The organism is Xanthomonas nasturtii (assembly GCF_023337365.3).
Taxonomy (GTDB): domain Bacteria; phylum Pseudomonadota; class Gammaproteobacteria; order Xanthomonadales; family Xanthomonadaceae; genus Xanthomonas; species Xanthomonas nasturtii.
The window spans coordinates 262,480-285,911 of record NZ_CP142084.2 but is presented as its reverse complement, the minus strand read 5'-3'; the positions used below and the strand labels follow the sequence as shown (position 1 = coordinate 285,911).

The 23,432-nt window shown below is 64.4% G+C and carries 22 protein-coding genes; 5 read left to right on the top strand and 17 right to left on the bottom strand.

Going from position 1 to position 23,432, the window contains the following annotated elements:
* Nucleotides 1-51: 51 nt before the first annotated feature.
* The 3 genes from M3O59_RS01200 to arfB all read right to left on the bottom strand — a co-directional run bounded on the left by M3O59_RS01200 (nt 52) and on the right by arfB (nt 2,222).
* The gene (locus M3O59_RS01200; protein WP_181920459.1) at nt 52-1,068 is read right to left on the bottom strand and encodes an isoaspartyl peptidase/L-asparaginase family protein; all 1,017 of its coding nucleotides are present in this window, start codon (nt 1,066-1,068) and stop codon (nt 52-54) included.
* 90 nt (nt 1,069-1,158) lie between these two features.
* On the bottom strand, nt 1,159-1,788 hold the full coding sequence (locus tag M3O59_RS01195) for a lysophosphatidylcholine acyltransferase (protein WP_064630397.1): 630 nt from the start codon (nt 1,786-1,788) through the stop codon (nt 1,159-1,161).
* Nucleotides 1,789-1,790: 2 nt separating this feature from the next.
* Nucleotides 1,791-2,222: an alternative ribosome rescue aminoacyl-tRNA hydrolase ArfB gene (gene arfB / locus M3O59_RS01190; protein ID WP_019301089.1), complete on the bottom strand. Its 432-nt coding sequence runs from the start codon at nt 2,220-2,222 to the stop codon at nt 1,791-1,793.
* A gap of 92 nt (nt 2,223-2,314) precedes the next feature.
* Between arfB and M3O59_RS01185 the strand changes: the two genes are divergently transcribed.
* Nucleotides 2,315-2,857 (top strand): DUF2059 domain-containing protein, encoded by a 543-nt coding sequence (locus tag M3O59_RS01185; RefSeq protein WP_064630399.1) that lies wholly within the window; start codon nt 2,315-2,317, stop codon nt 2,855-2,857.
* A gap of 714 nt (nt 2,858-3,571) precedes the next feature.
* On the opposite strand, the gene M3O59_RS01180 is transcribed toward M3O59_RS01185, so the two are convergent.
* From M3O59_RS01180 to M3O59_RS01170, 3 genes are all read right to left on the bottom strand, one after another.
* Nucleotides 3,572-4,309, bottom strand: a complete 738-nt coding sequence (locus tag M3O59_RS01180; RefSeq protein ID WP_116905179.1) for a pseudouridine synthase — start codon at nt 4,307-4,309, stop codon at nt 3,572-3,574.
* A 106-nt stretch (nt 4,310-4,415) separates the two neighbouring features.
* The gene (gene ubiB, locus M3O59_RS01175) at nt 4,416-6,089 is read right to left on the bottom strand and encodes a ubiquinone biosynthesis regulatory protein kinase UbiB (protein ID WP_116905149.1); all 1,674 of its coding nucleotides are present in this window, start codon (nt 6,087-6,089) and stop codon (nt 4,416-4,418) included.
* Nucleotides 6,086-6,730, bottom strand: a complete 645-nt coding sequence (locus M3O59_RS01170) for a ubiquinone biosynthesis accessory factor UbiJ (RefSeq protein ID WP_116905150.1) — start codon at nt 6,728-6,730, stop codon at nt 6,086-6,088. The genes ubiB and M3O59_RS01170 overlap by 4 nt, the downstream gene beginning before the upstream one ends.
* A gap of 286 nt (nt 6,731-7,016) precedes the next feature.
* On the opposite strand from M3O59_RS01170, the gene ddlA reads away from it, so the two are divergent.
* Entirely contained in the window at nt 7,017-8,120 is a 1,104-nt protein-coding gene (ddlA, locus tag M3O59_RS01165) for a D-alanine--D-alanine ligase (protein WP_116905151.1), read from the top strand.
* 231 nt (nt 8,121-8,351) lie between these two features.
* On the opposite strand, the gene M3O59_RS01160 is transcribed toward ddlA, so the two are convergent.
* The 3 genes from M3O59_RS01160 to oleC form a co-directional block, all read right to left on the bottom strand.
* Nucleotides 8,352-8,510, bottom strand: coding sequence for a DUF1328 domain-containing protein (locus M3O59_RS01160; RefSeq protein ID WP_003468167.1), 159 nt, complete (start codon nt 8,508-8,510; stop codon nt 8,352-8,354).
* Between the two features lie 65 nt (nt 8,511-8,575).
* Nucleotides 8,576-9,586, bottom strand: coding sequence for a 2-alkyl-3-oxoalkanoate reductase (gene oleD / locus M3O59_RS01155; protein ID WP_064630409.1), 1,011 nt, complete (start codon nt 9,584-9,586; stop codon nt 8,576-8,578).
* 75 nt (nt 9,587-9,661) lie between these two features.
* Nucleotides 9,662-11,329: an olefin beta-lactone synthetase gene (gene oleC, locus M3O59_RS01150; RefSeq protein ID WP_116905180.1), complete on the bottom strand. Its 1,668-nt coding sequence runs from the start codon at nt 11,327-11,329 to the stop codon at nt 9,662-9,664.
* Nucleotides 11,330-11,657: 328 nt separating this feature from the next.
* Here oleC and M3O59_RS01145 point away from each other — a divergent pair, with 328 nt between their 5' ends.
* Nucleotides 11,658-12,041 (top strand): YkgJ family cysteine cluster protein, encoded by a 384-nt coding sequence (locus tag M3O59_RS01145; protein ID WP_064630411.1) that lies wholly within the window; start codon nt 11,658-11,660, stop codon nt 12,039-12,041.
* A 152-nt stretch (nt 12,042-12,193) separates the two neighbouring features.
* Here M3O59_RS01145 and M3O59_RS01140 read toward each other — a convergent pair whose 3' ends face one another.
* The 6 genes from M3O59_RS01140 to M3O59_RS01115 form a co-directional block, all read right to left on the bottom strand.
* The gene (locus M3O59_RS01140; protein ID WP_116905152.1) at nt 12,194-13,099 is read right to left on the bottom strand and encodes an alpha/beta fold hydrolase; all 906 of its coding nucleotides are present in this window, start codon (nt 13,097-13,099) and stop codon (nt 12,194-12,196) included.
* The gene (locus tag M3O59_RS01135) at nt 13,096-15,591 is read right to left on the bottom strand and encodes a DEAD/DEAH box helicase (RefSeq protein ID WP_181920460.1); all 2,496 of its coding nucleotides are present in this window, start codon (nt 15,589-15,591) and stop codon (nt 13,096-13,098) included. The genes M3O59_RS01140 and M3O59_RS01135 overlap by 4 nt, the downstream gene beginning before the upstream one ends.
* Nucleotides 15,592-15,598: 7 nt before the next feature.
* Nucleotides 15,599-17,287: a site-specific DNA-methyltransferase gene (locus tag M3O59_RS01130; protein ID WP_116905154.1), complete on the bottom strand. Its 1,689-nt coding sequence runs from the start codon at nt 17,285-17,287 to the stop codon at nt 15,599-15,601.
* On the bottom strand, nt 17,284-18,447 hold the full coding sequence (fic, locus tag M3O59_RS01125; RefSeq protein ID WP_116905155.1) for a protein adenylyltransferase Fic: 1,164 nt from the start codon (nt 18,445-18,447) through the stop codon (nt 17,284-17,286). Before fic ends, M3O59_RS01130 begins: the two co-directional genes overlap by 4 nt.
* A 72-nt stretch (nt 18,448-18,519) precedes the next feature.
* A complete protein-coding gene (locus M3O59_RS01120) occupies nt 18,520-19,536 on the bottom strand; it encodes a 3-oxoacyl-ACP synthase III (RefSeq protein ID WP_064630417.1) in 1,017 nt (338 codons plus the stop codon).
* Between the two features lie 101 nt (nt 19,537-19,637).
* A complete protein-coding gene (locus M3O59_RS01115) occupies nt 19,638-19,958 on the bottom strand; it encodes a DUF4156 domain-containing protein (protein WP_116905156.1) in 321 nt (106 codons plus the stop codon).
* 384 nt (nt 19,959-20,342) lie between these two features.
* Here M3O59_RS01115 and M3O59_RS01110 point away from each other — a divergent pair, with 384 nt between their 5' ends.
* Together M3O59_RS01110 and M3O59_RS01105 are read left to right on the top strand one after the other, a co-directional pair.
* The gene (locus M3O59_RS01110) at nt 20,343-20,804 is read left to right on the top strand and encodes an XAC0231 family protein (RefSeq protein ID WP_116905157.1); all 462 of its coding nucleotides are present in this window, start codon (nt 20,343-20,345) and stop codon (nt 20,802-20,804) included.
* Nucleotides 20,805-20,830: 26 nt separating this feature from the next.
* Nucleotides 20,831-21,307: a tRNA (cytidine(34)-2'-O)-methyltransferase gene (locus M3O59_RS01105; protein ID WP_116905158.1), complete on the top strand. Its 477-nt coding sequence runs from the start codon at nt 20,831-20,833 to the stop codon at nt 21,305-21,307.
* Between the two features lie 37 nt (nt 21,308-21,344).
* On the opposite strand, the gene M3O59_RS01100 is transcribed toward M3O59_RS01105, so the two are convergent.
* Nucleotides 21,345-22,568, bottom strand: coding sequence for an MFS transporter (locus tag M3O59_RS01100; RefSeq protein ID WP_116905159.1), 1,224 nt, complete (start codon nt 22,566-22,568; stop codon nt 21,345-21,347).
* Between the two features lie 104 nt (nt 22,569-22,672).
* Nucleotides 22,673-23,290: a hypothetical protein gene (locus M3O59_RS01095; protein WP_116905160.1), complete on the bottom strand. Its 618-nt coding sequence runs from the start codon at nt 23,288-23,290 to the stop codon at nt 22,673-22,675.
* Between the last annotated feature and the right edge of the window lie 142 nt (nt 23,291-23,432).

Sequence of the window (23,432 nt, the reverse complement as noted above, 5' to 3'; positions counted from 1 at the left end):
CCCGATTGCGCGGTGCGCCGGTGGCGGGCCGGCACTACGCCGGCCCAGCCTTCAAAGCGTCTCGTCCTTGAAAATCGCCACGTGCGGGGTGCCGTCGGCACCGATCCAGCCGCGGTACATGCCCTGCGTATTGAACGGGAAGGCGATGTTGCCCTGCGCGTCCAGCGCAATGGCGCCGCCGTCGCCGCCGGCGCTGGGAATCTCCTGGTCGATCACCGTTTCGGCCGCCTGTTGCAACGACTGGCCGGCGTATTTCATGCGTGCGCAGATATCGTAGGCGGCCACGGCGCGGATGTAGAACTCGCCCCAGCCGGTGCCCGACACTGCGCATTGGCGGTTGGCATAGGTGCCGGCGCCGATGATGGGCGCATCGCCGACGCGGCCATAGCGCTTGTTGGTCATGCCGCCGGTTGAGGTACCGGCGGCCAGATGCCCGTCGCGATCCAGCGCCAGCGCGCCGACGGTGCCGAAGTGCTTGGCGGTTTCCAGATCCAGCGCGGCCTGCGCCGTGCGGTCGCCGGCTTCGGCCTTGCGCGCTTTTTGCAATTGCTGCCAGCGCTTGTCGGTGCGGAAATAGCTCGGGTCGACCAGGGTGATGCCTTGCTCGCGTGCGAACGCTTCAGCGCCATCGCCGACCAGCATCACGTGTTTGGAATGGTCCATGACGCTGCGCGCCAGCTGGATCGGATTCTTGACCGTGTGCACGCCGGCAATCGCCCCGGCCTTGCCGCTGGCGCCATCCATGATGGCCGCATCCAGTTCGTTCTTGCCGTCATGGGTGAACACCGCACCGCGCCCGGCGTTGAACTGCGGCGCATCCTCCAGCACGGTGATGGTGGCGGCCACTGCATCCACCGCGCTGCCGCCACGCGTCAACACCGCATGCCCGGCGCGCAGCGCGCGTTGCATGGCTTCGCGTGCCTGGGTTTGTTCGTCGGGCGAGAGGCTGGATTTCTCCACGCCCGCGCCGCCATGGATCACCAGCATGGGTGTGGCTGCGAGCACCGGGCCGGTAGCAAGCAATAGAGAGAGCGACAGACACAACGCGCGTGCGGAAGAGGCAATCATGGAGTTTCTCGATGGAGTGAACGTTCGACGAAAGACGCACCGCGCTCAGCAACCCACAGCCAGCGATCCGTCAGCCGTGCACCGGATCCCTCACAACGTGTCGCGATGCTTGCCGCGCCACGGCCGGTACCAGGTGCGAATGGCGGAGATATCGGCGGCCATGTCGTTACCGGTCCAGAACGGCTCGCCGATGCCCACGGTCTTGCTGGGGTAGTCGAAATACACCGGCAGGATCGGCACCTGGGAATCGGAGGCGATCTTCCAGAAACCGGCTTTCCAGTTTTCCACGCGCTTGCGCGTGCCTTCTGGTGTGATTACGTACCACATCTGCTCGGAGTTGCGGATCAGCCGCACCGCCTGGCCGATGGTTCCCTGCGGCGAGCTGCGGTCCAGCGGGATGGCGCCAAGCTTGCGCAGCAGCGGGCCGAGCGGCCACCAGAACAACTGCGATTTACCGAGCACACGCACATCGAAGCCCAGCGCAAACTTGGCCGCAAAGCCCACAAAGCCGTCCCAGTTGGACGAATGCGGGGCTACGATCATCACCAGCTTGGGTTCGTCGGGCAGCCGCCCAAGCAGGCGCCAACCGGTCAGGCGCAACGCGGTGCGGCCCAGCCAGCGGCCGAAACGGCCGTGCGCACGCGGCATTCTGGGCGGGGATGGCTGCAGCAGGATATTGGCCTGTGTTACCGGTGGCAACGACGGGTCGGGTTGACTCACGCTTACTCCCAGTGGGACGCAGAGCGTCCACGCTTGATATGGCTGCGCTCACGCTTGGCATCCAGCCGCCGCAGCTTGGCACCGTGACTCGGCTTGGTGGCGACCCGGCGCTTGGGCACCGACAGGCACGCACTGATGATTTCGGCCAGCCGCTCGCGCGCATCGTCGCGGTTGCGGTCCTGGGTACGGAAGCGCTGCGCGTCGATCACCAGCACGCCCTCGGCGGTCATGCGGCGGTCGCGCCGCGACAGCAGGCGTTCGCGCAAGGGTTCGGGCAGCGACGGCGACCCGGCCACGTCGAAACGCAGCTCCACCGCAGTGGACACCTTGTTGACGTTCTGCCCACCTGCGCCGCTGGCACGCACGAAGCGTTCGACGAGTTCGCTGGGCGGAATCGTCAGGCTGGGGGTGATCTGGATCGGGTCGCTGGCCATTGCGCCGATTGTATCGGCAGCGGCGTGGACGCGCGCGCGAACGCCGGCTTCCCGTATGCTGCGGCCGGTTCCCCCGCTTGCAGGATGCTCCGATGACACCTTCTTTTTCGCTCGCTGCCGCGCGCGGCCTTGCCCGCCGGCTGCTGCTGTCGACCCTGCTGGCGGTGGCCGCCCCGGCTGCCCTGGCGCAAGCGCCCAGCGATGCCGACATCAACCGCCTGCTAGCCGCCTCGCGCGCGCAGACCATGCTGGACACGATGCTGCCGCAGATCGAAGCCATGCAGCAGCAGCAATTTGCCCAGCTCACCGCGCAACGCCAGCTCGACGCCGACCAACAGGCGCAGCTGCAACGCATCCAGGAGCGCACCCGCCAGACGGTGCGCAAGGCGCTGTCGTGGTCGGAGCTGCGGCCGATGTATGTGGACATCTACAAGCGCTCGTTCTCGCGCGAGGACGTGCTGGCCATGGCCGAGTTCTACGAGAGCTCGGCCGGCCAGAGCCTGCTCGACAAGACCCCGGCCCTGACGCAGAACCTGATGGGCGCGATCCAGCAGAAGATGCTGCCGCTGTTTGCCGACCTGCAGAAGGATCTGGAGAAGATCGTCAACGAGCCGGCGCCGGCGAAGAAGCCCTGAGGGGCGGGGATTGGGGTTTCGAGATTGGGGAGTGGTCAACTGCACGAGGCTTCGCCCGTACCCTCATCCGCCCCTGCGGGGCACCTTCTCCCGGCGGGAGAAGGAAGCATTCCACACGCGTGAGCTTCTTCTGCAGGAGCAATACGGTACGCATGCAACGCCCCTCTCCCTGCGGGAGAGGGATTGGGGTGAGGGTACGGTGCGAAGCCCTCGCGTTGTTCAACTGCACGAGGCTTCGCCCGTACCCTCATCCGCCCCTGCGGGGCACCTTCTCCCGGCGGGAGAAGGAAGCATTCCACACGCGTGAGCTTCTTCTGCAGGCGCAATACGGTACGCATGCAAAGCCCCTCTCCCTGCGGGAGAGGGGTTGGGGTGAGGGTACGGGGCGAAGCCCTCGCGTTGTTCAACTGCACGAGGCTTCGCCCGTACCCTCATCCGCCCCTGCGGGGCACCTTCTCCCGGCGGGAGAAGGGAAGCGTCGGCTTGCGCGGCCGAGCTTGTGGTGGACGACAGCGGCTCGTGCATGTACGTCCCTGCTGGACGAGAAGGCACTGCTTGCACGCCATTGACGGAAGTGTCTTGGAGCGCCCGCGCTGCTGGCGCGGGCCGGGGCGCGGGCCGGAGCGCGCAGCGGGGGTTGGGGTGAGGGTACGCTTGCCCGGACGCGTTGCCGCCGGCCACTGCGGCATCGACAGACCGCTGGGCACCCCTGCATCACTGCGCGAGTGACATCGCCTGCAACCCCGCCACATCCCACCCAAACAACGCACACGCCTTGGTGAATTCCGCATCCAGCGGCGCGGTGACGCTGATGCGCCTGCCATCGGCCGGATGCGGAAATTCAAGCCGTTCGGCATGCAGCAACATGCGGTGGATGCCGAGCATGCGGAAGCTGCGGTTGTGGCGACCGTCGCCGTGGCTGGTGTCGCCGATCATGTGATGCGACAGATGCTTCATGTGCCGGCGAATCTGCCGGAAGCGGCCGGTCTGCGGCTGGCAGCGCAGCAGTGCATAGCGTGAGGTGGTGAAACCGGTGGAGGGAATCTCCAGCTCGCCGGTGGCCAGACGCTGGAAATGCGTCACCGCCGGCTTCTTGACCGGCTTGCCGGGGCCACCATCCAGAGCGTGATCGACGATGAAGCGCTCCTCGGCCGGCCAGCCGCGGCAGACGGTGAGATAATTTTTATCCACCTCGCCCGCCATCAGGGCCTTGCCCAGCGCACTGGCGCTGTCGCGGTCGAACGCCAACAGCAGGCAACCGCTGGTGGCGCGGTCGAGCCGGTGCACCAGAAAGATCGGCTTGCCCAACTGCTCGCGCAGGCGGTCGGCCAGGAAGTCGTCCTCCCCGCGCGCCAGCTTGCTGTCGTGGACCATCAGGCCCGCGGGTTTGTCGACGACGGCCAGGACAGCGTCCTGGTGGAGAATCTGCAACTGCTTGGGGGATATGCTCACCGGCGGATTATCGCCGACACCGCGTCCCACTGCGCCGCCACACGCGCAGCCGCTGACCGCATCAAACCGTCCAAGCAGGCGCGCGAGCGGGAGTCGAAACTGCGGACTAACGACGCAGCCAGGCCACCAGCAGGGCAACCGAACCCGCGCCGCCGCTGATCCAGCTCCAGACCGGCACCGTGCCCAGATACCAGCCATCCGGATGCAGGCCGTAGAGCACGGCGGCCACCACCAGCAGCCCGCTGCCGGTGATGGCGGTGACCACGCGCGTCTGCAACTTGCGCAGGCTCACATCCAGCGCGCGCAACTCCGCCGAGCGGATATCGAGCTGATGGCGGCCTTCCACCTGCTGCTTCAACCAGCTGTGCACCAACCGCGGCATGTCCGGCGCATGGGTCATGATTTCCGGCAACCGCTTGCCCAGTTCGCGCAACGCACGGCGCGGGCTGTAACGCTCGCGCAGGATGCGTTCGAGTACCGGCCGCGCTACCGCCCAGATGTCCAGTCTGGGATCGAGTTGCCGGCCCACGCCTTCGATATTGAGCAGCGTTTTCTGCAGCAGGATCAGCTGCGGCTGCAGCGTCAGCTCATAGCGCTGCGCCACACGGAACAATTTGATCAGCACCTGCGCCAGCGAAATCTCCGACAACGGCCGGGTGAAATACGGCTCGCACACCGAGCGTGCGGCCGCTTCCAGTTCGTCGATGCGCACGTTGTTCGGCATCCAGCCCGCCTCGACGTGCAACTCGGCCATGCGGCGGTAATCCTTGTGGAAGATCGCCATGAAGTTCTCGGCCAGGTAGTACTGATCTTCCTGCGAGAGCTGGCCCATGATGCCGAAATCCAGCGCGATGAAACGCGGATTGAGCCGCCGCTCCGGGTCCGAATCGACCCAGATGTTGCCGGCGTGCGCATCGGCGTGGAAAAAGTTGTCGCGGAACACCTGCGTGTAGAACACGCGCACGCCCTTGGCCGCAAGCGCCTTGCGGTCGATGCCGGCGGCATCGAGCTTGGCGATGTCGTCGGAGGGAATGCCGTACACACGCTCCAGCGTGAGCGCGCGCTCGGCGGTGTGCGACCAGATCACTTCCGGCACGTACAGATCGTCCGAGCCTTCCCAGAACCGGCGCAATACGCTGGCATTGGCGCCTTCGCGCTGCAGATCCAGTTCGGCCGTCAAGGTGCCTTCGATCTCGGCCACCACTTCGCGCGGACGGATCTTGTCGGCGCGCGGATGGGTGCGTTCGACCAGGGTGGCCAGCGAGTGCAGCAGCGCGATGTCGGCATCGATCTGGCGCTCGATATCCGGGCGCAGCACCTTGACCACCACCTCGCGGCGCACGCCGTTGGCATCCGGCGGCAACGTGGCGGCGTGTACCTGCGCGATCGAGGCCGACGCCAGCGGCACGGTGTCGAAGCTGGCAAACGCCACGCTCACCGGCAGGCCGAGCGCGCCTTCCACGATCAGCCGCGCGGCCTCGCCGTCGAACGGCTTGACCCGGTCCTGCAGCAGGGTGAGTTCTTCGGCCACATCGGCGGGGATCAGATCGCGACGGGTGGAGAGAATCTGCCCGAACTTGACGAAGATCGGGCCCAGCTCCTGCAGCGCCAGGCGCAGCCGCGCACCACGCGATTGCGCCGCGATTTCGGCACTGGCCCGCGGCACGAACGGCTTGGCCAGCCGCAGCCAGCGCTCGGCCGGGGTGCCTTCCAGCAAGGCATCCAGGCGGTAGCGCAGGATCACCCGGCCGATGCGGCTTGCCCGCAGGATCGCCTTCATGCCGCGCCTCCGCTCGCACGCAGCCGGCTCACGCGCGCGGCCAGCCGTTCGACATCGTCGCGTAGCTCGTCCACGTCGTCGTGGAAGGCTTCGAGCTCGGCGCGCGGCACCACATCGCGCGATTCTTCGGTGACGAATTCGGCCGCGCTGTGCGCCAGATCCGCCGCGCTACGACGTGCCTGCTGCAACGCGGTGCGCACCGCGCCGGCGATCTGCACGCCCAGGATCTCGCCGAACACCGCCACGAACGGCAGTTGCCAATCCGGGTCGAAACGGCCGGCCAGCTGCTGCAACTGACGCGCCAGCTCCGCATCGCCGGAGACCTTGAGCCGCCCCGCCGGCGCACCGCTGCGGCGCGCGTTGGCCAGGAACGGCAGCTGCCCGAGCAAGCCGGCCAGGCTGCTGCGCACCGCCAGATCCGGTTCCTGCGCCTGGTCGACCGGGCCGACCAGCAACCGGCGCTCATGCACGCGGATCTGCAGGGCCAGCGCGGGCGCGTCCAGGGTCAGTGCGATGCGCTGGCCTTCCAGCGGCAGCAGGGCCTCGCGGGTGTCCGGGTCCAGCGCCAGCGCGCGGTTGAGCGCTGCCTGCAGGGCCTGGCCGGCGAGCGGCTTGAGGGAATTGAAGAGTGATCCGGGCATGCCCGCATTCTACCGTCCCTGCATGTCGCAGCTGGCTGACGATGCGAACGGCGCATGCCCCTTGGTTCGGCGCGTGGTCATGACAACGGCAACGGGGTTAGCGCTGGCACCAGGCGGCCGCGCGTCTTGCCAGCCCCGCGTGAGGCGGCGCGTGTCACGGCGGTATTCGAGCGTGCTCGGCAGTGCGTCTGCCTCGCACGACCCGCACGAGTGCCAGGCGCACTTTCGCTGGCGCCTACCGCACAGGCATCCTGGCGCCCTCATTCGGCGGTAGCAGGAGCAGGCAATGCGCAAGATTCGGGTCGGTCTCATCTTCGGCGGCAAGTCTGCCGAGCACGAGGTCTCGCTACAGTCGGCGCGCAACATCCTGGATGCGCTGGACCCGCAGCGCTTCGAGCCGGTGCTGATCGGCATCGACAAGCAAGGCCACTGGCACGTCAACGACCCCGACAGCTTCCTGCTCCATGCCGACGACCCGGCACGCATTGCACTGCATCGCAGCGGTCGCGGGGTGGCGCTGCTACCGGGCGCGCAACAGCAGCAATTGCAGCCCATCCAGCCGGGGCAGGCACTGGCGCAGATCGATGTGGTGTTTCCCATCGTGCACGGCACCCTGGGTGAAGACGGCTCGCTGCAGGGGTTGCTGCGCATGGCCAACCTGCCCTTTGTCGGCTCCGGCGTGCTCGGCTCGGCAGTGGCGATGGACAAGGACATGGCCAAGCGCGTGCTGCGCGATGCCGGCCTGGCGGTGGCGCCGTTCGTCTGCTTCAACCGCCACACCGCTGCGCAGGCCGATGTGGCGGCATTGATCGCGCAGCTGGGCCTGCCGCTGTTCGTCAAGCCGGCCAACCAGGGCTCGTCGGTTGGCGTCAGCCAGGTGCGCACGGCCGACGAGTTCGCCGCCGCACTCGCATTGGCCCTGGCGTACGACCACAAGGTGTTGGTGGAGTCGGCGATTGCCGGCCGCGAAATCGAATGCGCCGTCCTGGGCAATGCCGCGCCCCAGGCCAGCGTCTGCGGCGAAGTGGTGGTGCACGACGCGTTCTATTCGTACCAGACCAAATACATCAGCGAACACGGTGCCGAGATCGTGATTCCGGCCGACATCGATGCGCAGACCCAGCAGCGCATCCAGCATATTGCGGTGCAGGCCTACCAGGCGCTGGACTGCGCCGGCATGGCGCGTGTGGATGTCTTCCTGTGCGCCGATGGGCGCATCGTGATCAACGAGGTCAACACGTTGCCGGGCTTCACCCGTATCAGCATGTATCCGAAATTGTGGCAGGCAAGCGGGCTGGACTACACAAGCCTGATCACGCAGTTGATCGAGCTGGCATTGCAACGGCACGCCGACGACCAGTTGTTGCGTAGCGCGGTCGAACCGCACTGATGGCGATGCCGCCGCGACACCGCGCATTAACCGCTGCATCGCTCGCATTCGGCACTGCGCATCGCACTGCGTTGTCTGTGCTGCATGCGGGTGCAGCTATGCAAAGCGGCTGTCTTCAGCTGAAACCTGCATACATGCGGCCATAAACGCACATGGCCCGCCTCCTTGCGGAAGCGGGCCATGTGAGCGCCGATCGGCAGCGCCGCTGCCGTGACGTGTCGCGTTTAAGCGTTATACCTTGCCGCGACGGAACATCGAGATCACTGCCAGGATCAGGAACACCACGAACAGGATCCAGGCGATATTGGTCGCCGCACCGGCGATACCACTGAAGCCCAGCACGGCAGCAATGATGGCGATGACGAAAAAGATGATGGCGTAATGCAGCATGGCAATGGTTCCAAAAAGTTGTCGTGCCGAATCGGCGCAGACGTATCTTGTGGATGTGCCGGTCTTTATCGAGTGATGGCGATGTCGTTGGAAGATGAGGATCGCAGCCGATTGAGCCCTTCATCGATGCTGATGCGCGGCACATAGCCGAAGTCGCGACGCGCCGGCTCCATGCTGTACCAATGTGGCGTGCACAGCTGCTCCACCAGAAACCGCGTCAACGGCATCTCGCCTGGCAGACGCAACAGTGGCCACAGCGTTTCGCATACGGCACCGATGCGGTACGCGGTCTTGAACGACAGCGAGCGCGTCACCGCCGGTGCATCCACGGCAGCCAGCAAACGATTGAGCAACTCGCGCATCGGCAACGGTTCGCCGTTGGAAATGAAGTACGCCTTGCCTGCGCAGGCAGCGCCTGCGGCAAGGTGGTCGAGCGCATCGAAATGCGCCTGCGCAGCATTGTCGATGTACGTGCTGTCGACCAGATTGCTGCCATCGCCGACCATGCGCAGACGGCCGGCACGGGCACGCGCTGCCAGGCGCGGCAGCAAGTGATTGTCGCCCGGCCCCCAGATCAGCCGCGGACGCAAGGCGATGGTTGCCAGTTGCGCATCGTTGGCTGCCAGCACCGCACGCTCGGCAATCGCCTTGGTTGCCGCGTAAGCCGCGCGCAGATCTTCGCCATACGGCACTTCGTCGGCGCCGAGCCCTTCCACCGGGTTGGTGGCGCGATGGGTCACGCTGGGCGTGGAGGTGTAGATCAACCGTGGCACGCCGTTGGCGCGGCAGGCATCGATCACGTTCTGCGTGCCCACCACGTTGGCCTGGTGATAGCTGTCGTAACTGCCCCACGCACCGGCCTTGGCGGCGTTATGAAACACCGCATCGATGCCGGCGAAGGCATGCTGCACCGCTTGCGGGTCGGCCAGGTCGCCACGGATCTGGCCCACGCCCAGCGTCTGCAGCACCGGATAATCGCCGCGCTGGAAGCTCACCACCTCGTGCCCACGCGCGCGCAAACCGCGGCACAACGCCTGGCCAAGAAAGCCACCACCACCGGTCACCAGAATCCGCACGCACCACCTCCCTTGCAAGAACCTAAAAAAGAACGGCCACCCGCGCGCGTGGCGCTACACGCCGACGCAGCGCCGTTACGCAGCAGCCGATGACGCACGCTGCTGCGCCGCCCAGACCGCCAGCGTTTCCCGGCCGATCTTGGCGTTATGCCGAATATCCACAGGGAAGCCGGGATGACGCAGGAAACGCGCGATGCCTGCGGTATGCGGATGTGCCGCCCCCAGCGCGCGCAAGTCGGGTTGCACCTGCGCAAATGCCGACGCCGCCACGCCCGGCTGCAACTCCACGCACAGCACCGGCTGCTGGTGACCGAGTGCGCCCACGCCCACCAGCGCGGTGCGGCGCACCTGCGGATGTACGTTGAACACCGGCTCCACCTGTTCGGTGTACAGCGCAGCGCTGGCGGTTTCCACGCGGTGGGTCTTGCGCCCGCAGAACCACAGCCGCCCTTCGGCATCGAAGTAACCCACATCGCCCATGCGGTGCACGATGCGCTCGCTGCCATCACTGCGGCGCTCGCGGATCTTGGCAATGCGCGTGGCCGCATCGCGATTGAAATAGGTATCGGTGGTAGTGGGACCGGCGACGGTGATCTCGCCGACCTCGCCCGGCGCCAGCACGCGCACGCCGCGCCAGTCGGGAATGGCCGCATCGTCGATGGCGATGATGCGCACCTCATTGGGCGCAACCACCTGCCCCACGCAGGTGCCGGCACCGGCTTCGGTGGCCGCGCGTGTGGCGTCCAGGGTGCGGCCTTCGATCGCCGCCACCGGCAGGCATTCGGTGGCGCCGTACGGCGTCCAGAATTGCGCATCGGCCGGCAACAGCGCGCGGATCTTCGCCACCACGTCCGGTGGCACCGGCGCACCGGCCGAGGTGGCCAGGCGCACGTTGGGAAGCGGCTGCCCATAGTCGGCCAACACGCGCATCAGCGCAGGCGAGCCGAACAACTGGGTGACACCGAAGCGCGCGATGGCATCGTGCAACTTGCGCGGGTCGGCGGTGGCCGGGCGCGTCGGGTCCATGTCCGGAATCACCGAGGTCAGCCCCAGCGCCGGGTCGAACAAGGCGAATGGCGGAAACGTCGGCAGATCCACGCCGCCGGGCTGCATGTCGAACGCGTTGCGCAGCAATTCGATCTGGCCGACAAAGTGCCGGTGGCGGTACACCACCCCCTTGGGCACACCGGTCGAGCCGCTGGTGAACAGGATCGCGGCCACATCGTCGGGCGCGGTGTCGGCCAGCTGGCTACCGGCGCCGGCGCCATCGCGCTCCACGTGCGCCAGCGTCACCCCGCCCCAGCCGTAACGTCCGCCGACGGTAACAATCTGTTTGGCCGAGCGCGCCCAGCGCAGCAAGCGGCGCGCCAGCTGCGCCAGCGGAATGCCGATAAATGCCTGCGGCTGCGCTTCGTCCAGGCATTGCTTGAGCGCACGCTTGTCGATGCCTGGATCCACCAGCACCGGCACCGCGCCAGCCTTGAACAGGGCGAACATCAGCAGGAAGAATTCCGGCGACGGCCGCACCATCACCACCGCGCGCGCGCCGCGCCCGATGCCGTGCAGCGCCAGGCCTGCGGCAATCGCATCGCTGCGCGCGTCCAGTTCGGCATAGCTCAAGGTCACATCGTAGGCCGCGAATCCATTGGCGCCACGGGCACCCGGGCAGCGAATGGCGATTTGATCGGGGCGCTCGCGCGCCAGTTGCGGCAAGGTGGCCGCGATATTGCAGAGAGTCGTCATCTGCGCATTATCACCCATGCGCCAATGGCACCGGTCGCTTGCGGGGCTGCTTGCGGGAATTGCGAGAACGCAAGGCGCGCGCGCGGGCCGCCACATCGCACAGGTCCGTGGCGCGTTGATGCGCAGCCGCCGCCGCACACGCTATCGCAGTGCGCATGCATCGCATGGCGCACCCAACACATCACGCGCTGGCCGTGGGACGTCCATGCGGCGCAGACCACATCTGAATCGCTAACCGGCCGTCATCGCGCGCCCCTTGTTTCGCGCCGTGGTTCGGTCAGAATGCCGCGCTCCCCACGCGATTTCGCCGCGCCAGGCCCGGCATTCCATGGCACACCCCTGCCTTACCTGCGGCGCCTGCTGCGCCTATTTCCGCGTCAGTTTCCACTGGAGCGAAGCCGACCCCGCATTGGGTGGCAGGGTGCCGATCGAGTTGACCGAATCGTTGCGCACGCATGAGCGCGTGATGCGCGGCACCTCGCAATCGCAGCCACGCTGCATCGCCCTGGATGCCGACATCGGCCGGTATAGCCGCTGCAGCATCCATGACCGGCGCCCGTCGTCCTGCGCCGCCGTCCCGGCCTCGCTGGAATTCGGGCTGCGTAGTGCACAGTGCGATAAATCGCGCCTGGCGCATGGCCTGCATGCACTGACCGAGGCCGACTGGGCTGGCGTGGACGATGCGCAACGCAATCCGTTGCCGGTGCTGTAACGCGTCAGCGCAACACGCACGCAATGCGTCCCTGAAGACCGCCGACGCATAGCCTGCACGACCGCTCCGCTGCGTCGCCTTGCACGGCCCGCATCTGCTTGGCACGGCTCGCAGCTGGCGAGCACGTGCGATCTAATGCCGGCGGTAGCGCGTTACATCAGCGGATTGCGCTCCAGAAACGTACGGATCGCCGGCACCAGCACCTCGTGCTTGTCTTCCAGCACGTAGTGATTGGCATCCTCGAACGCGGTGACTTCGGCATTCGGCAGCGCCTTGCGAAAGCCGGCCAGGAAGTGCTTGTCGAAGCAGATATCGCGCAAGCCCCAGGCGATGAAGGCCGGGCGATCGGCGAACGCGGGCAACGCCTGCGCCGAGCGCTCCAGTAACGACCAGCCCTTGTCGGCCGGCGACAGCGGGATGTCCTGCATGAAGCGGATGGTGGAGATGCGATTGCGCCAGGTGTTGTACGGCGCCACGTAGGCGCGACGCACATCGGCCGGCATCCGCCGCGATACGCCAAACCACGAAGCGCCGGACGAAAACGCATTGAAGGTGCGGATAAACCACTCGCCCGGCCGCCAATGCCGGCCCATCGCGATCTGCCACGGCATCGGCTTTTCCGGCGGCAACGGGAATGCGGCGGTGTTGGTGATCACCAGCCGCCTGACCTGCGCGTGATGCGACAACGCCCAGCCAAAGCCGATCATGCCGCCCCAATCGTGCACCGCCAGCGTGACCGGCCCGCTGATACCCAAATGCCGCAACAGCGTGTCCAGATCGTCCACGCGCGACTGCAGCGTGTACGCGTAACGCGGCTGCGCATCAGGCGCATCGTCCGGCTTGTCGGACAAACCCATGCCGATGTGGTCGGGCACGATGCAGCGGTAGCGATCGGACAGCCCGCTCACCAGGTGCCGCCACAGATAACTCCACGACGGATTGCCGTGCAGCATCACGACGACTTCTCCATCGCGCGGACCTTCGTCCAGATACGACATCGCAATGCCGGGACGCACCTCAAGGCGCTTGGGAGTGAAGGGATAGCCGGGGTATTTCATGTAAATCGCATCCGATCCAAATCAAAGGAGCCCGCGCGTTGCAGGCGTCCACCCAACTCGCGCAGATAGAAGAAATCACGCTCGCCGCGCTTACGGCCGACCATGAAAACGGCACCATACTCGCGATGGATTGCCGCACTCTTGTCCACTTCACTGGGCTTGCCCCACAAGTGGTCGCCCTTCAACTCCAGCAGCGCGATACCTGGAGCAGAGCGTTCTGCGACAGACACCACGAAATCAGGGTAGAAGCCGTCCCCCTCATCCCATCGATAGAGACCGATGCCTGATTTGGGTTGATTGCGATGCCACCACCTCACTTGGGTACTGGCATCCAAGCGCTCCGCAATGGCTAGCTCATCCTGGTTCAAACCAGGGGGAAAGACGCCATAAAGCCCGCGATTGGCGGAGCGCAGTGGTTGATCGCTGAGTAACTCGGCCGGCAGTAGCACATCGACATCAAGCACTTGGCCCTGACGCAGGCTTTTGAATGCATCTCGCAGCAAACGTGGGCGTCTAACCAGCAAGAGGTCCAACTGGCGCATTTGCAGTTCTTCGTCTTCAGGCACTTCCGCGCCTGACGCTTCGATCGCGCGAACGAAACGCTCCAATAGTCTGCGGTATAGCTCGCGGTCGTTGGCTTCTACGAGCCGCAATCGGATCTGTTCGGCTTTTTCGGCGACAGCTTGCGGCGAAAGATTGGCCCAAAGGTCGCTTCCATCTTCTGCGACCCGATTACCAGCAAACAGGTCTGTGTCCAATCGCTGGATCTGCACCTTCCCACGTAGGCGATCGGCCAGCAATTCCGGTGAGAAATCGACGTGCGCAGCCAGGCCTGCCTCGAAATCAGCTGACACCGGCGGTAGCTGTTCTCCACGCAAGCGCTCCGGAGCATCAGGACGACGCGAATACCGATACACGCTCTCCCGAGCCAACACAAATGCACCAGCGACACTTGTGGCCCGATCAGGCCAAGCACCCTCGCCCCCAAACATTTCCAGCGCGGCTTGGGTCGCATTCGCCATCCCAGCGAACGGGGTCCCCACCAGCACATCAGCCACCTCACTCGTAGTGCCCGCAGAGGAGACAGCATCTCTCTCGGCTTCGGCGTCCAACACGTGCACCCCTGCGCGCGATACCAGCAGGCTCAGAGGCTCTCCGCTGCGCACGACCTGCAGCGAGGCACCATCGCCGATCATGGTGACAACCGTCTGCGTCCCCAGTTCGGGCGCTTGCGTTGTGAGTGTGTTGATCTGGGCGCCGGCTAGCAGCAAACCTTCTTGTGACTCGGAATTGGCAAGAAATACATATCCGTGATCCAGAACGGGCATCACATCCGTCTGCGACTGTAGCAGCGCATGGCGGCGCATGATGCGGCCGATCACTTGCACCCCGAAGCTCGGGTCGCGCGCACCGCGCAATGCCGCCAGGGTGAACGCACGTGGCGCATCGAACCCTAGTGCCACAGCCATCTTGAAGATCAGCACTTCCACTGTGGGATCTTGCGCCAACGACAGTAGATCCGGATCAGGTTCGGCGGCGGTATGTACACGCACTGCGGTCGCATCGAATCCCAGCTGCTCCACCAGATATGTCCGTGCCGCCTCCTGCGCAACCTTGCCATCCGGCACCTGCACCAGCATCAATGGCGTCAGTGCAATATCCGCATCTGCCAAGTTCTTGCGAATGGTCCGATGCATCTGTGTGCACTCGCGCAATGCGAGATGTTCGAAATCCACCAACTGCGCGGTATCGCCATCGCGGGCGATAAAACGCACCATCCGCACGCCGCGCTTGAGCAGGCCGGCATCAACTGCGTCGGCACGGCTAACCGAGGCCCAGTCCGCCGGCTCTCCGACGAAATAGCCTGTCGCACGTTCGAAGGCCTTCATATCAGCGTCGCGCGGCGTGGCGGTCATCAGCAGTGCGTAATCGGGCTTAAGCACATCGCAGAAGAATGCCCGTGCCTGGGTGTCACGCTGAAATCCGTGATGCGCCTCGTCCACCACGCAGCCGATACGCAGGCCTTGCTCGCGCGCTATTGCGATCACGTCATCGATCGCCATGCCGGCATCGCCGCGCTGGCGCGCGCGCCGACTCTCGGCCTTGCGTGCCGCCAACGACGCCCATGTGACCACGAACACGCCGCCGCCGCGCACGGCATCCAGCTGCCGGTCCGCATCCAGATCCAGCATTGCCAGCTCTGGCGCTTGATGAGTCAGGACTTTGCGCGATTGCTCGACCAGCCCGGTGAAGGGCGCGAACCAGAACCACAACACCCGTTCCTCAACCGACACGCGGCACATCACCTCGATCGCAATACGCGTCTTGCCAGAGCCAGTCGGCGCCTGCAAGACGATGACAGCGTCCTTGCGACGCGCCTCGTCAATGCGTTCGGGCGCTGCGGCGGCAATCTGTCGATATAGCGCACGCACTTCACCAAACTGGGCGACGATGCCGTCGCAGATAACGTTCTGAAACTCTTTCAATGGCATGGGCATATCAACGTCCGAAGCGTGCGCGCAGGTGGTGCGGCAAAGGCAGCAGAGCCAAGTCGGCCGCTGCCTCTCCCAGCAATCCCTTCAGCCGTTCCGTCGACCAGGTATAGACGACAGCGACTGCCGCTGTGCGGATCCGCAGCCACTCCCGTAACTGCTCTAAATGTGCGGCCTGGAAATCCGCCAAATAGGCCAGTTCGCCATCACTGGCAAAACCGCCGCCAGACCAGGGCGACAATGGCCGGCTGTGCAATAGCTGCAGCGCATGCCACACCTCCGCATGGTCCAACTTCAGCGCCAACCGATGCTTCGGGATACGGCGGGTACGCAAGTAGGCGAAGCCGCCACCCAGACCCTCAACTGGTTGACCTTTGGTATTGGTGTAGCCACCCAGAACACGGCGTACGCGCTCGGCGCAAACATCACGGCAGAGGTTCTTATCGGGCGTCTCTTCAGTGGCTTCGGCGCTACTCACCAGGATGAACTTACGGCTGCCGCCATCTTCCGAGTTAAGTTTCGCAACTGCATGGGCCGTGGTACCTGATCCAGCGAAGAAGTCCAGCACAGTAGCTTCTTCATCGCTGGTTATTGAAATAAGGTACTGGATCAAATTAACGGGCTTTGGGTATGTGAACTGTATATCCATATCTGCAAGCAAAGAGCTATCCGCCTGAGTACTTCCCATGTTCCGTAAAACCGAAATTACGTGTGAAGCACTGCGCACCTTGATGTTCTCAATCGCTCCTGTAGGCGTTAGTTCAAAACGCGTATCTTGGCCCTTACTATCTTTGATGTTCTCGAATCCACCGGCAATGAATTTTTGGCAGAGTTCCTTATTTGCCCAACCACTCCTGACAACAACACCTGATTCTAGGCAACCGTTAACTACGCAAATATCCCTCTCGATCTTCGGCCAGCGCTCGTCATTTCGCTTATGTACTACGCCCTCATTAAAAGAGGCCGGAAACCCCACAGGAAGAAAAATTTCCGAGACTGGATTCTTGGGCCCATTTTTGACAATAGTGTTTCTTATTTCAGAGCGAAAAAGCTTGCTCGTATCTGGAACATTGGGATCAACCACAGCTGGCATCGGAAAATTCTCAGGGTCTTTGACATAAGCCAGCACATATTCATGCGCTATCTTTATCTTAGCTTGGTTATCAAAATTTCCATTGGTCTGCCAAGTCAAGCAGGCGAGCTTCCTATCCTCCCCAAAAATACGATCCATCAACATCCCAAGCCGGAAAATCTCGTTATCATCTATGCTGACAAAAATAACCCCATCGTCAGCCAGCAACTCTTTCGCCAGCTGCAGGCGCCGATACATGAACTCCAGCCAAAGCGAGTGGCGGAACCGGTGACTCTTATCGACGAAACGGTCGTTGTAAACGAAGTCCTTATTACCTGTGTTGTAAGGCGGGTCAATATAAATGCAGCGGATCGCGCCTTTGTGAGTCATGCGAAGTGCACGCAGCGCGTCGTAATTGTCGCCTTCGATGATCAGGTTGTCCCACGGCGCCTCGCCATGGCTCAAACCAGCGTCCAACGACAACGCGACAAATTCGTCGTTGAGTGCCTGGTCGGCCTCAATCTCGTCGCGCTCCCATACCAAACCCAGCTGCCGCTCGGCATCGCGCCGTTGCAGTAGACCGATCAAGGTTTGACGGTCGAGATGGTCGTATTTTTTGGTCATGTGTTCGGTTCCACGTTCCTCGCAGGCATGCGGTAGGCGGGTAACTGGTTGTCGTCATTGGACAGCAAGCGCAGGAACGCCGGGTGTAGAAATAGCTTCTCCTTGCCCTGGCGCTGGTCGTGCAGCACGCCAATATCCGCAAGCTCTTTGAGATGCCGTGCGGCGGTCTGGCGCGTGACCCCCACCATGTCGACGACATTCTGGATACGGCAATAAGGCTGGTTGAAAATCACGTCCACCAACTCCCGGCTATATGCCTTGGGAGCGTGGTCACGAATGTAGTCGCGGGCCTGCGCCTCCAGTCCTCGAATCGCCTGGATCTTCGCCGTCGTCCATGCAGCGGTTTCGGCAACCGCAGCCAGCATGTAGTGAATCCATTCGGCCCAATGCCCATGCCTCGTCACATCCAGTAGCAGGCGATAATAGTCACTGCGGTGGCGGATGATGTAACGGGAGAGATAGAGCACTGGCAGATCGAGCAGGCCCTGCTCGATCAGCATCAGCAGATTCAGCACCCGCCCCGTACGTCCGTTGCCGTCGGTAAACGGGTGGATCGCTTCAAACTGATAGTGCGCGACAGCCATACGAATCAATGGATCGACGTCGGTGTTGTCATGGATGAAGCGTTCCCAGTTGGCCAGTTTATCGCGCAGCAGCGTCTCGCCAACCGGCGGCGTGTAGATGACCTGCTGGGTTTGGTCGTTGGCCAGAGCAGTCCCGGGCACGCGACGGATCTGCATTTGCACCGCCTTGATACGGCTGCAGACGACAACAGAGGTGTCCGTACACAAAGGCCGCTGCTGTAGCGACTGAAATCCTTCGTAGAGCGCACTGCGGTAACGCAACGCTTCCTTAGTGGCAGGCTTTTGTGCCTTGTCCTGATCTTCGGCGTAGCGGAACAGTTCGTCCGTCGTCGTCACGATGTTCTCGATCTCAGAACTGGCCTGAGCCTCAAGCATCGGAATTGTATTGATCAGCACCGTAGGATTTGGCAGCAACGCTGTTGCCTGTTTCAGTTCGGCCAGTGCAGTTCGCGCATTGATGCAAGCCTTGAGCAGACTCCGCGTTTCGATATCTCCCGCTGGTGGAAGCAGCGGGAGATCGTTGTAGGGGAGCTCAGCGATGAACTTCGACACGCTTTCCATGCCTGCCTCACTCATGTTCTTAGAACGAACATGATGATGGAACGTGTACTAAAAATCTATTTTTTTTAACACGTCACTAGGTGCAACTCACCAAACCACTTCCGCCATCGAGCAGTTCAAGCCCGAGCCGATGCCCAGCAGCGCGATCCGGTCGCCCTTCTTCAGGCGGCCAAGCTCCTTCAGCTTGCTCAGCACGATCGGCACCGAGGCCGGGCCGATGTTGCCGTGCTCGCCGAAGATGGTCATGACCTTGGACGGGTCGATGCCGAACGACTTCACGAACGCGGCGGTGTGCGGGCGGCTGACCTGGTGGATGACGAACTGGTCCAGTTCGTCCACCGCCCAGCCCAGCACCTGACGCGCGGCCACGAAGGTCTTCTGCGCCAGCTTGATGCCTTCGATCAGCAGCAACCGGGTGTCGGTGACCATGCGGTCCAGGTTGCCCCGGCACAGCTTGTTCCACTCGGTGGCCGAGCGGGTCACGCCGCCCTTGTAGCGCGGCGCGTCGGGCACCAGCTCGGTGCGCGCCATCACCATGGCCGCAGCACCGCAGCCCAGGGTCAACGCGGCGAGTTCGTTGCGGAACTCTTCCTCGGTGACGTCCGGCGAGGTCATACGCTCGAGGGTCTTCTCGTACACCAGGTTGGCGGTCTCGCCATCCACGACCAGCGCGTAGTCGATCTCGCCGCGCTCGAGCATGCGCGCGGCGATATCCATGCCGTTGATGAAGGCAAGGCAGGCGTTGGCCACGTCGAAGGTCACGCAGTGGTCGCCGACGCCCAGATTGCCGGACACGATGGAGGCCGTGGACGGCTCCAGGTAGTCGCGGCTCACCGAGGTGTTGACCAGCAGGCCGATCTTTTCGATGCCGATGCCGGCGTCGATCAGGGCCTTGCGTGCGGCCAGCGTGGCGGCGTCCGATGCCTGGACATCCTGGTCCCACAGGCGCCGTGCATGGATACCGGCAACGTCGCCCAACACGTCGGTCTTGATCCCGAGGCGGTCGTAGGTCGGTTGCAGGCGCTCGTTGATTTCCTTGGAAGTCAGCGTGTGCGGCGCATCAATGTGCGCCAGTCCCGCGATGGAGACATTCTGGAAGAGCATCGAAATAGCGCCATGGCGTCAGGCGAGGGGGCGTCAGTCTAGCTGCTGGCCGGTTTTACCGCATCTTTACAATTGAACAGCCTCTGTCCCAGCCCAACGGTTCAGCGCGGCGGGCAGCGAAACGCGTTGAAACGCTGGCTGCCATCGGCCGGCTCACCCTGCGCCTGCACCGCATTGGCATTGGCACCCGGCGCCTCGTTGCGCGCCAGCGTTTCCAGCTCTTCCTGCACGCGCAGCGGGTTGCGGTTGTAGAAACCGACCTTGCTCTTGACCGTCACCACCACTTCACCCTGCTGCTGACACCCAGCTGGCACAGGGCCTTTGGGCAGGACCTGCACGCTTTTGCCGCTTTGTTCGATCGGCACCCAGGTGCAGGCCGCGGTGGTGGTGGCAACCAGAACAGACAGCATCAGCACGCGCATGAGTCATCACACCTAAGGGACAAGGCCGGGATTGTGCCGCAGTTGCCTGCCGGCCATCAGGCGCGTACCGGCGCCTGCACCTGCCCCATTCAGCGCGCTGAATCGCCAGCGTTCCAGCTGCGATGACAGGCCTGGCGCCGTGTCCACCGTCCTGCGATCCGTCCGGGTGTCGGACACGGACACTGCCGCCCGCACAAAAACCTATTTAAAACAATGGCCTGCGGTTGCACGCGGTTTGCTCTGATATCTCTCGCAACACCGCTCGCACTCGAAGCTGACCTCCAGCTGAATGAAAAAACAATGCAGCGAAAGTTCTTGTGTATACCGAAATGGTGTACTACATTACTACCACACCACTGACTAACAACACCAAGAGACCTCGCCATGAAGACCCAGACCCTGCGCATCGCCCTCTCCGCCGCCCTGTTTGCTGGCGCCAGCCTGGCCGGATGTGCCCAGGCCGCCAGCCTGACCACCCTGGACACCGTCCAGGTCCGCCCGGCCGCCGATCAGATCGCCCAGCAAACGCTGGAGCGCAGCGGCGACATCCGCACCCTGAGCGCCGTACAGGTACGCCCGTCGGCCGAGCAGCTGGCTGCGCTGGCTGCCGAACAGGCTGGCCCGCGCATCGTCACCCTGGCTGCGGTGCAGGTGCGTCCTTCGGCCGAACAGCGCGCCGATCGGGTGGTGCGCAACTCCGCCGCCAGCACGCAGACCGCCACTGGCCAGGCCGCCACCGCGATCGGTGCGCTGATGGGCCAGGTCATCGTCAACCTGCCGGCACCGCAGATGCAGCCCTCGCCGGTCGAGCTGGAAGCGCTGGTCAACGCCGCCATCAGCCTTTAAGCACGCGCGCAGCTACACTTGCGCGCATGTCAGCCCCCGTCCTCGATGTCATCCTGTTTCAGCCCGAAATTCCGCCCAATACGGGCAATGTGATTCGCTTGTGCGCCAACACCGGCGCGCGTCTGCACCTGATCGAGCCGCTCGGCTTCGACCTCAGCGACAAGCAGCTCAAGCGCGCCGGCCTGGACTATCACGAATACGCACCGCTACAGGTGCACGCCGACCTGCCAAGCGCACTGGCCGCGATCGCGCCCAAGCGCGTGTTTGCACTGAGCACCCGCAGCACGGTGCGCTACGACACACCGCAATTCGCCGATGGCGACGCGTTCTTGTTCGGCCCGGAAACCCGCGGCCTGCCGGCCGAGGTGCTGGAATCGATCCCGCCGCAGCACCGGCTACGTTTGCCGATGCGCCCGGACAACCGCAGCCTCAATCTGTCCAACACGGTTGCCGTGATGGTGTTCGAAGCCTGGCGGCAGTGGAACTTCGCTGGCGGCAACTAGCCATTGCCGAACGCAGCGACACGCGACAGCGCGTCGATCACCGCGCAGCCTGCACATCGCCAGTGGCCTGCAACATGCCGCGACAGCCAGCCCATAAGGCCACCGCCAGCAGCGCGATCGCACCTAACGTCAGAAACGCGATGCGATAGCCGAAGGCATGCGCCAGCCAGCCGCCAAGCGCCGGGCTCAGCGCTGCACCGATGCCCTGCACCGTCATCACCGCGCCCTGGCCGACGTTCACGCGCCCGGTGCCTTGCAACAACCGCGCAACCAGCGCCGGCACCACCACGCTTTGCAGGCCGGCGCCGAGCCCATCGAGGATCTGTACCGGAAACACGCCCCAGCCATGGATCACCGATGCCGCCACCAGCGCGCGCAATGGCAAGGCCATGAAGGCCACCAGCAACACCCACCAATGCCCGTGCACGCGGATCCAGCGCATCGCCAGCAATGCGACCACCATCATGGTGGCCTGTGCCACCACGATGGTGGTGGCGGTCAGCGCACTCGGGTCGCCGGCATGCGCCGCCACAATCGCCATGCCGTACAGCGGCAGCATCGCCGCATTGCCCAGATGGAACAGCCCCAGCGTGGCCGCCAGCAACGCCAGTGGGCGGCAGGTCAGCAACACCCGCCAGCCACGCAGCGCATCGCCACCGTCGCGGGTTCCCAGACCACGCGCTGCGCGGTGGTCGATGGCCGCCGCCGGAATCGCCAGCACGGCCACCAGCGCCAGCACGCCGAAAACTGCGGTGAGCAGGAACACCGCCGCAAACCCGTAGCGCCACCCCAACCAGCCGGCCAGCACCGCCGCCAGCATGTTGCCGGCATGGTTGGCAACCTGATTGCGCGCCAGTTGATGGTCGAAGCCGCGCGCGTGCACCAGCCCCAGGGTGATACCGGTCAATGCCGGGGCGATGCCGGCCGCTGCGAGTGCCGAGGCCACCTGCGCGGCAACCACCCCGGAAGAGGTGGGATGCAGCCAGATCAACGCGGTGGCAAGCAGGATCGCCAGGCAGCCGATCACCACCACGGCGCGCTTGCGCCGGGTGGCATCGACCAGCGCGCCGGCTGGCGTGGTGGCGAGCATGCCGGCAATGCCGCCCACACTCATCACCGTGCCGATCGCCGCCACCGACCAGCCCTTCGACTGCAGGAACACACTGAGGAACGGCCCCAGCCCGTCCTGCACATCGGCCACGCTGAAGTGCAGTGCTTCCAGCGCGCGCGTACCGCGCGGCCTGGCCCTGGTCATCGGCATGGCAGTGCTCGGCCATGCGATGCAACGCCGGCACACAGGCCGGCGTGCGTGACAGACCGGAGGGCAACCATCTAAACCGCACGCGGTGGCTGCATGTCCGGCTCCTAATACTTGGGCTTGGGCTTGGGTTTGTGTGCGGAGCCGTGCGGCGGATGCGCGATCTGCTTCAGCGTCGCCGCCTTGCTGCCCAAGGCGTGGGCATGGATCAGCACGCCGTGCGGGGTGGCCTTGGTAGTGCCTTCGGCTACCAGTGGCTTGCCGACCACCAGCTGTTTGGCGAAATCGGCACCGGCATGCGGCGCAAACCGCACCGTCACCGCATCGTCCAGCAGCACCCCGTGCACCTGCCCGTGCGGGCCGTGCAGCAGCCGGGTGATGGTGCCGCTGTGCTGGGCCACTTCCGGCTTGGGCGGTTTGCCTGGCGGCTTGGGCTTGGGCTTGGCATGTGGCCCATGCGGGCCTTCATCGAGGATGCGCTTGCCGCCTTCCGGGTCGATCGCCAGGGCCACCAGCATGTCCACATCGCGCGGCTTGAGGCCGCGCACGGTGAGCGCGCTGCCGGGCTTGAGCGCCTTCAGCAGCGCAGCCGACAGATGCGGCGGCGTGTGCACTTCGGTGCCATCGGTAAGCAGCAGGCCATCGATATCGGCCTTGGGATTGAGCAGGAAACGCGCCAGGGTGCCGCGGGTGGCGGGGAGGAAATCAGGGTCGACCCAATGCATGGTGTTACTCCAACAAGGTAAGGACCGGCCAATGCCGGCAATCCGCGCCCGGCACCACGCATGCGGCGCGGTGAGGGCACGTAGACAACTTCGGTGTCAGCGCCACCGACGCGCAGGCGACGGTGGCTGGATCAACGCAGTG

Bases quoted from the DNA above. Each gene is read 5' to 3' on its own strand.
- M3O59_RS01135 (WP_181920460.1), bottom strand. From the start codon at position 15,591: ATGCCATTGAAAGAGTTTCAGAACGTTATCTGCGACGGCATCGTCGCC.
- ubiB (WP_116905149.1), bottom strand. From the start codon at position 6,089: ATGAAGGCGATCCTGCGGGCAAGCCGCATCGGCCGGGTGATCCTGCGC.
- M3O59_RS01170 (WP_116905150.1), bottom strand. From the start codon at position 6,730: ATGCCCGGATCACTCTTCAATTCCCTCAAGCCGCTCGCCGGCCAGGCC.
- M3O59_RS01130 (WP_116905154.1), bottom strand. From the start codon at position 17,287: ATGACCAAAAAATACGACCATCTCGACCGTCAAACCTTGATCGGTCTA.
- M3O59_RS01095 (WP_116905160.1), bottom strand. From the start codon at position 23,290: ATGCATTGGGTCGACCCTGATTTCCTCCCCGCCACCCGCGGCACCCTG.
- M3O59_RS01100 (WP_116905159.1), bottom strand. From the start codon at position 22,568: ATGCCGATGACCAGGGCCAGGCCGCGCGGTACGCGCGCGCTGGAAGCA.
- M3O59_RS01110 (WP_116905157.1), top strand. From the start codon at position 20,343: ATGAAGACCCAGACCCTGCGCATCGCCCTCTCCGCCGCCCTGTTTGCT.
- M3O59_RS01120 (WP_064630417.1), bottom strand. From the start codon at position 19,536: ATGCTCTTCCAGAATGTCTCCATCGCGGGACTGGCGCACATTGATGCG.
- fic (WP_116905155.1), bottom strand. From the start codon at position 18,447: ATGAGTGAGGCAGGCATGGAAAGCGTGTCGAAGTTCATCGCTGAGCTC.
- ddlA (WP_116905151.1), top strand. From the start codon at position 7,017: ATGCGCAAGATTCGGGTCGGTCTCATCTTCGGCGGCAAGTCTGCCGAG.
- M3O59_RS01185 (WP_064630399.1), top strand. From the start codon at position 2,315: ATGACACCTTCTTTTTCGCTCGCTGCCGCGCGCGGCCTTGCCCGCCGG.
- M3O59_RS01115 (WP_116905156.1), bottom strand. From the start codon at position 19,958: ATGCGCGTGCTGATGCTGTCTGTTCTGGTTGCCACCACCACCGCGGCC.
- M3O59_RS01105 (WP_116905158.1), top strand. From the start codon at position 20,831: ATGTCAGCCCCCGTCCTCGATGTCATCCTGTTTCAGCCCGAAATTCCG.
- M3O59_RS01160 (WP_003468167.1), bottom strand. From the start codon at position 8,510: ATGCTGCATTACGCCATCATCTTTTTCGTCATCGCCATCATTGCTGCC.
- M3O59_RS01200 (WP_181920459.1), bottom strand. From the start codon at position 1,068: ATGATTGCCTCTTCCGCACGCGCGTTGTGTCTGTCGCTCTCTCTATTG.
- M3O59_RS01145 (WP_064630411.1), top strand. From the start codon at position 11,658: ATGGCACACCCCTGCCTTACCTGCGGCGCCTGCTGCGCCTATTTCCGC.
- oleC (WP_116905180.1), bottom strand. From the start codon at position 11,329: ATGACGACTCTCTGCAATATCGCGGCCACCTTGCCGCAACTGGCGCGC.
- arfB (WP_019301089.1), bottom strand. From the start codon at position 2,222: ATGGCCAGCGACCCGATCCAGATCACCCCCAGCCTGACGATTCCGCCC.
- M3O59_RS01140 (WP_116905152.1), bottom strand. From the start codon at position 13,099: ATGAAATACCCCGGCTATCCCTTCACTCCCAAGCGCCTTGAGGTGCGT.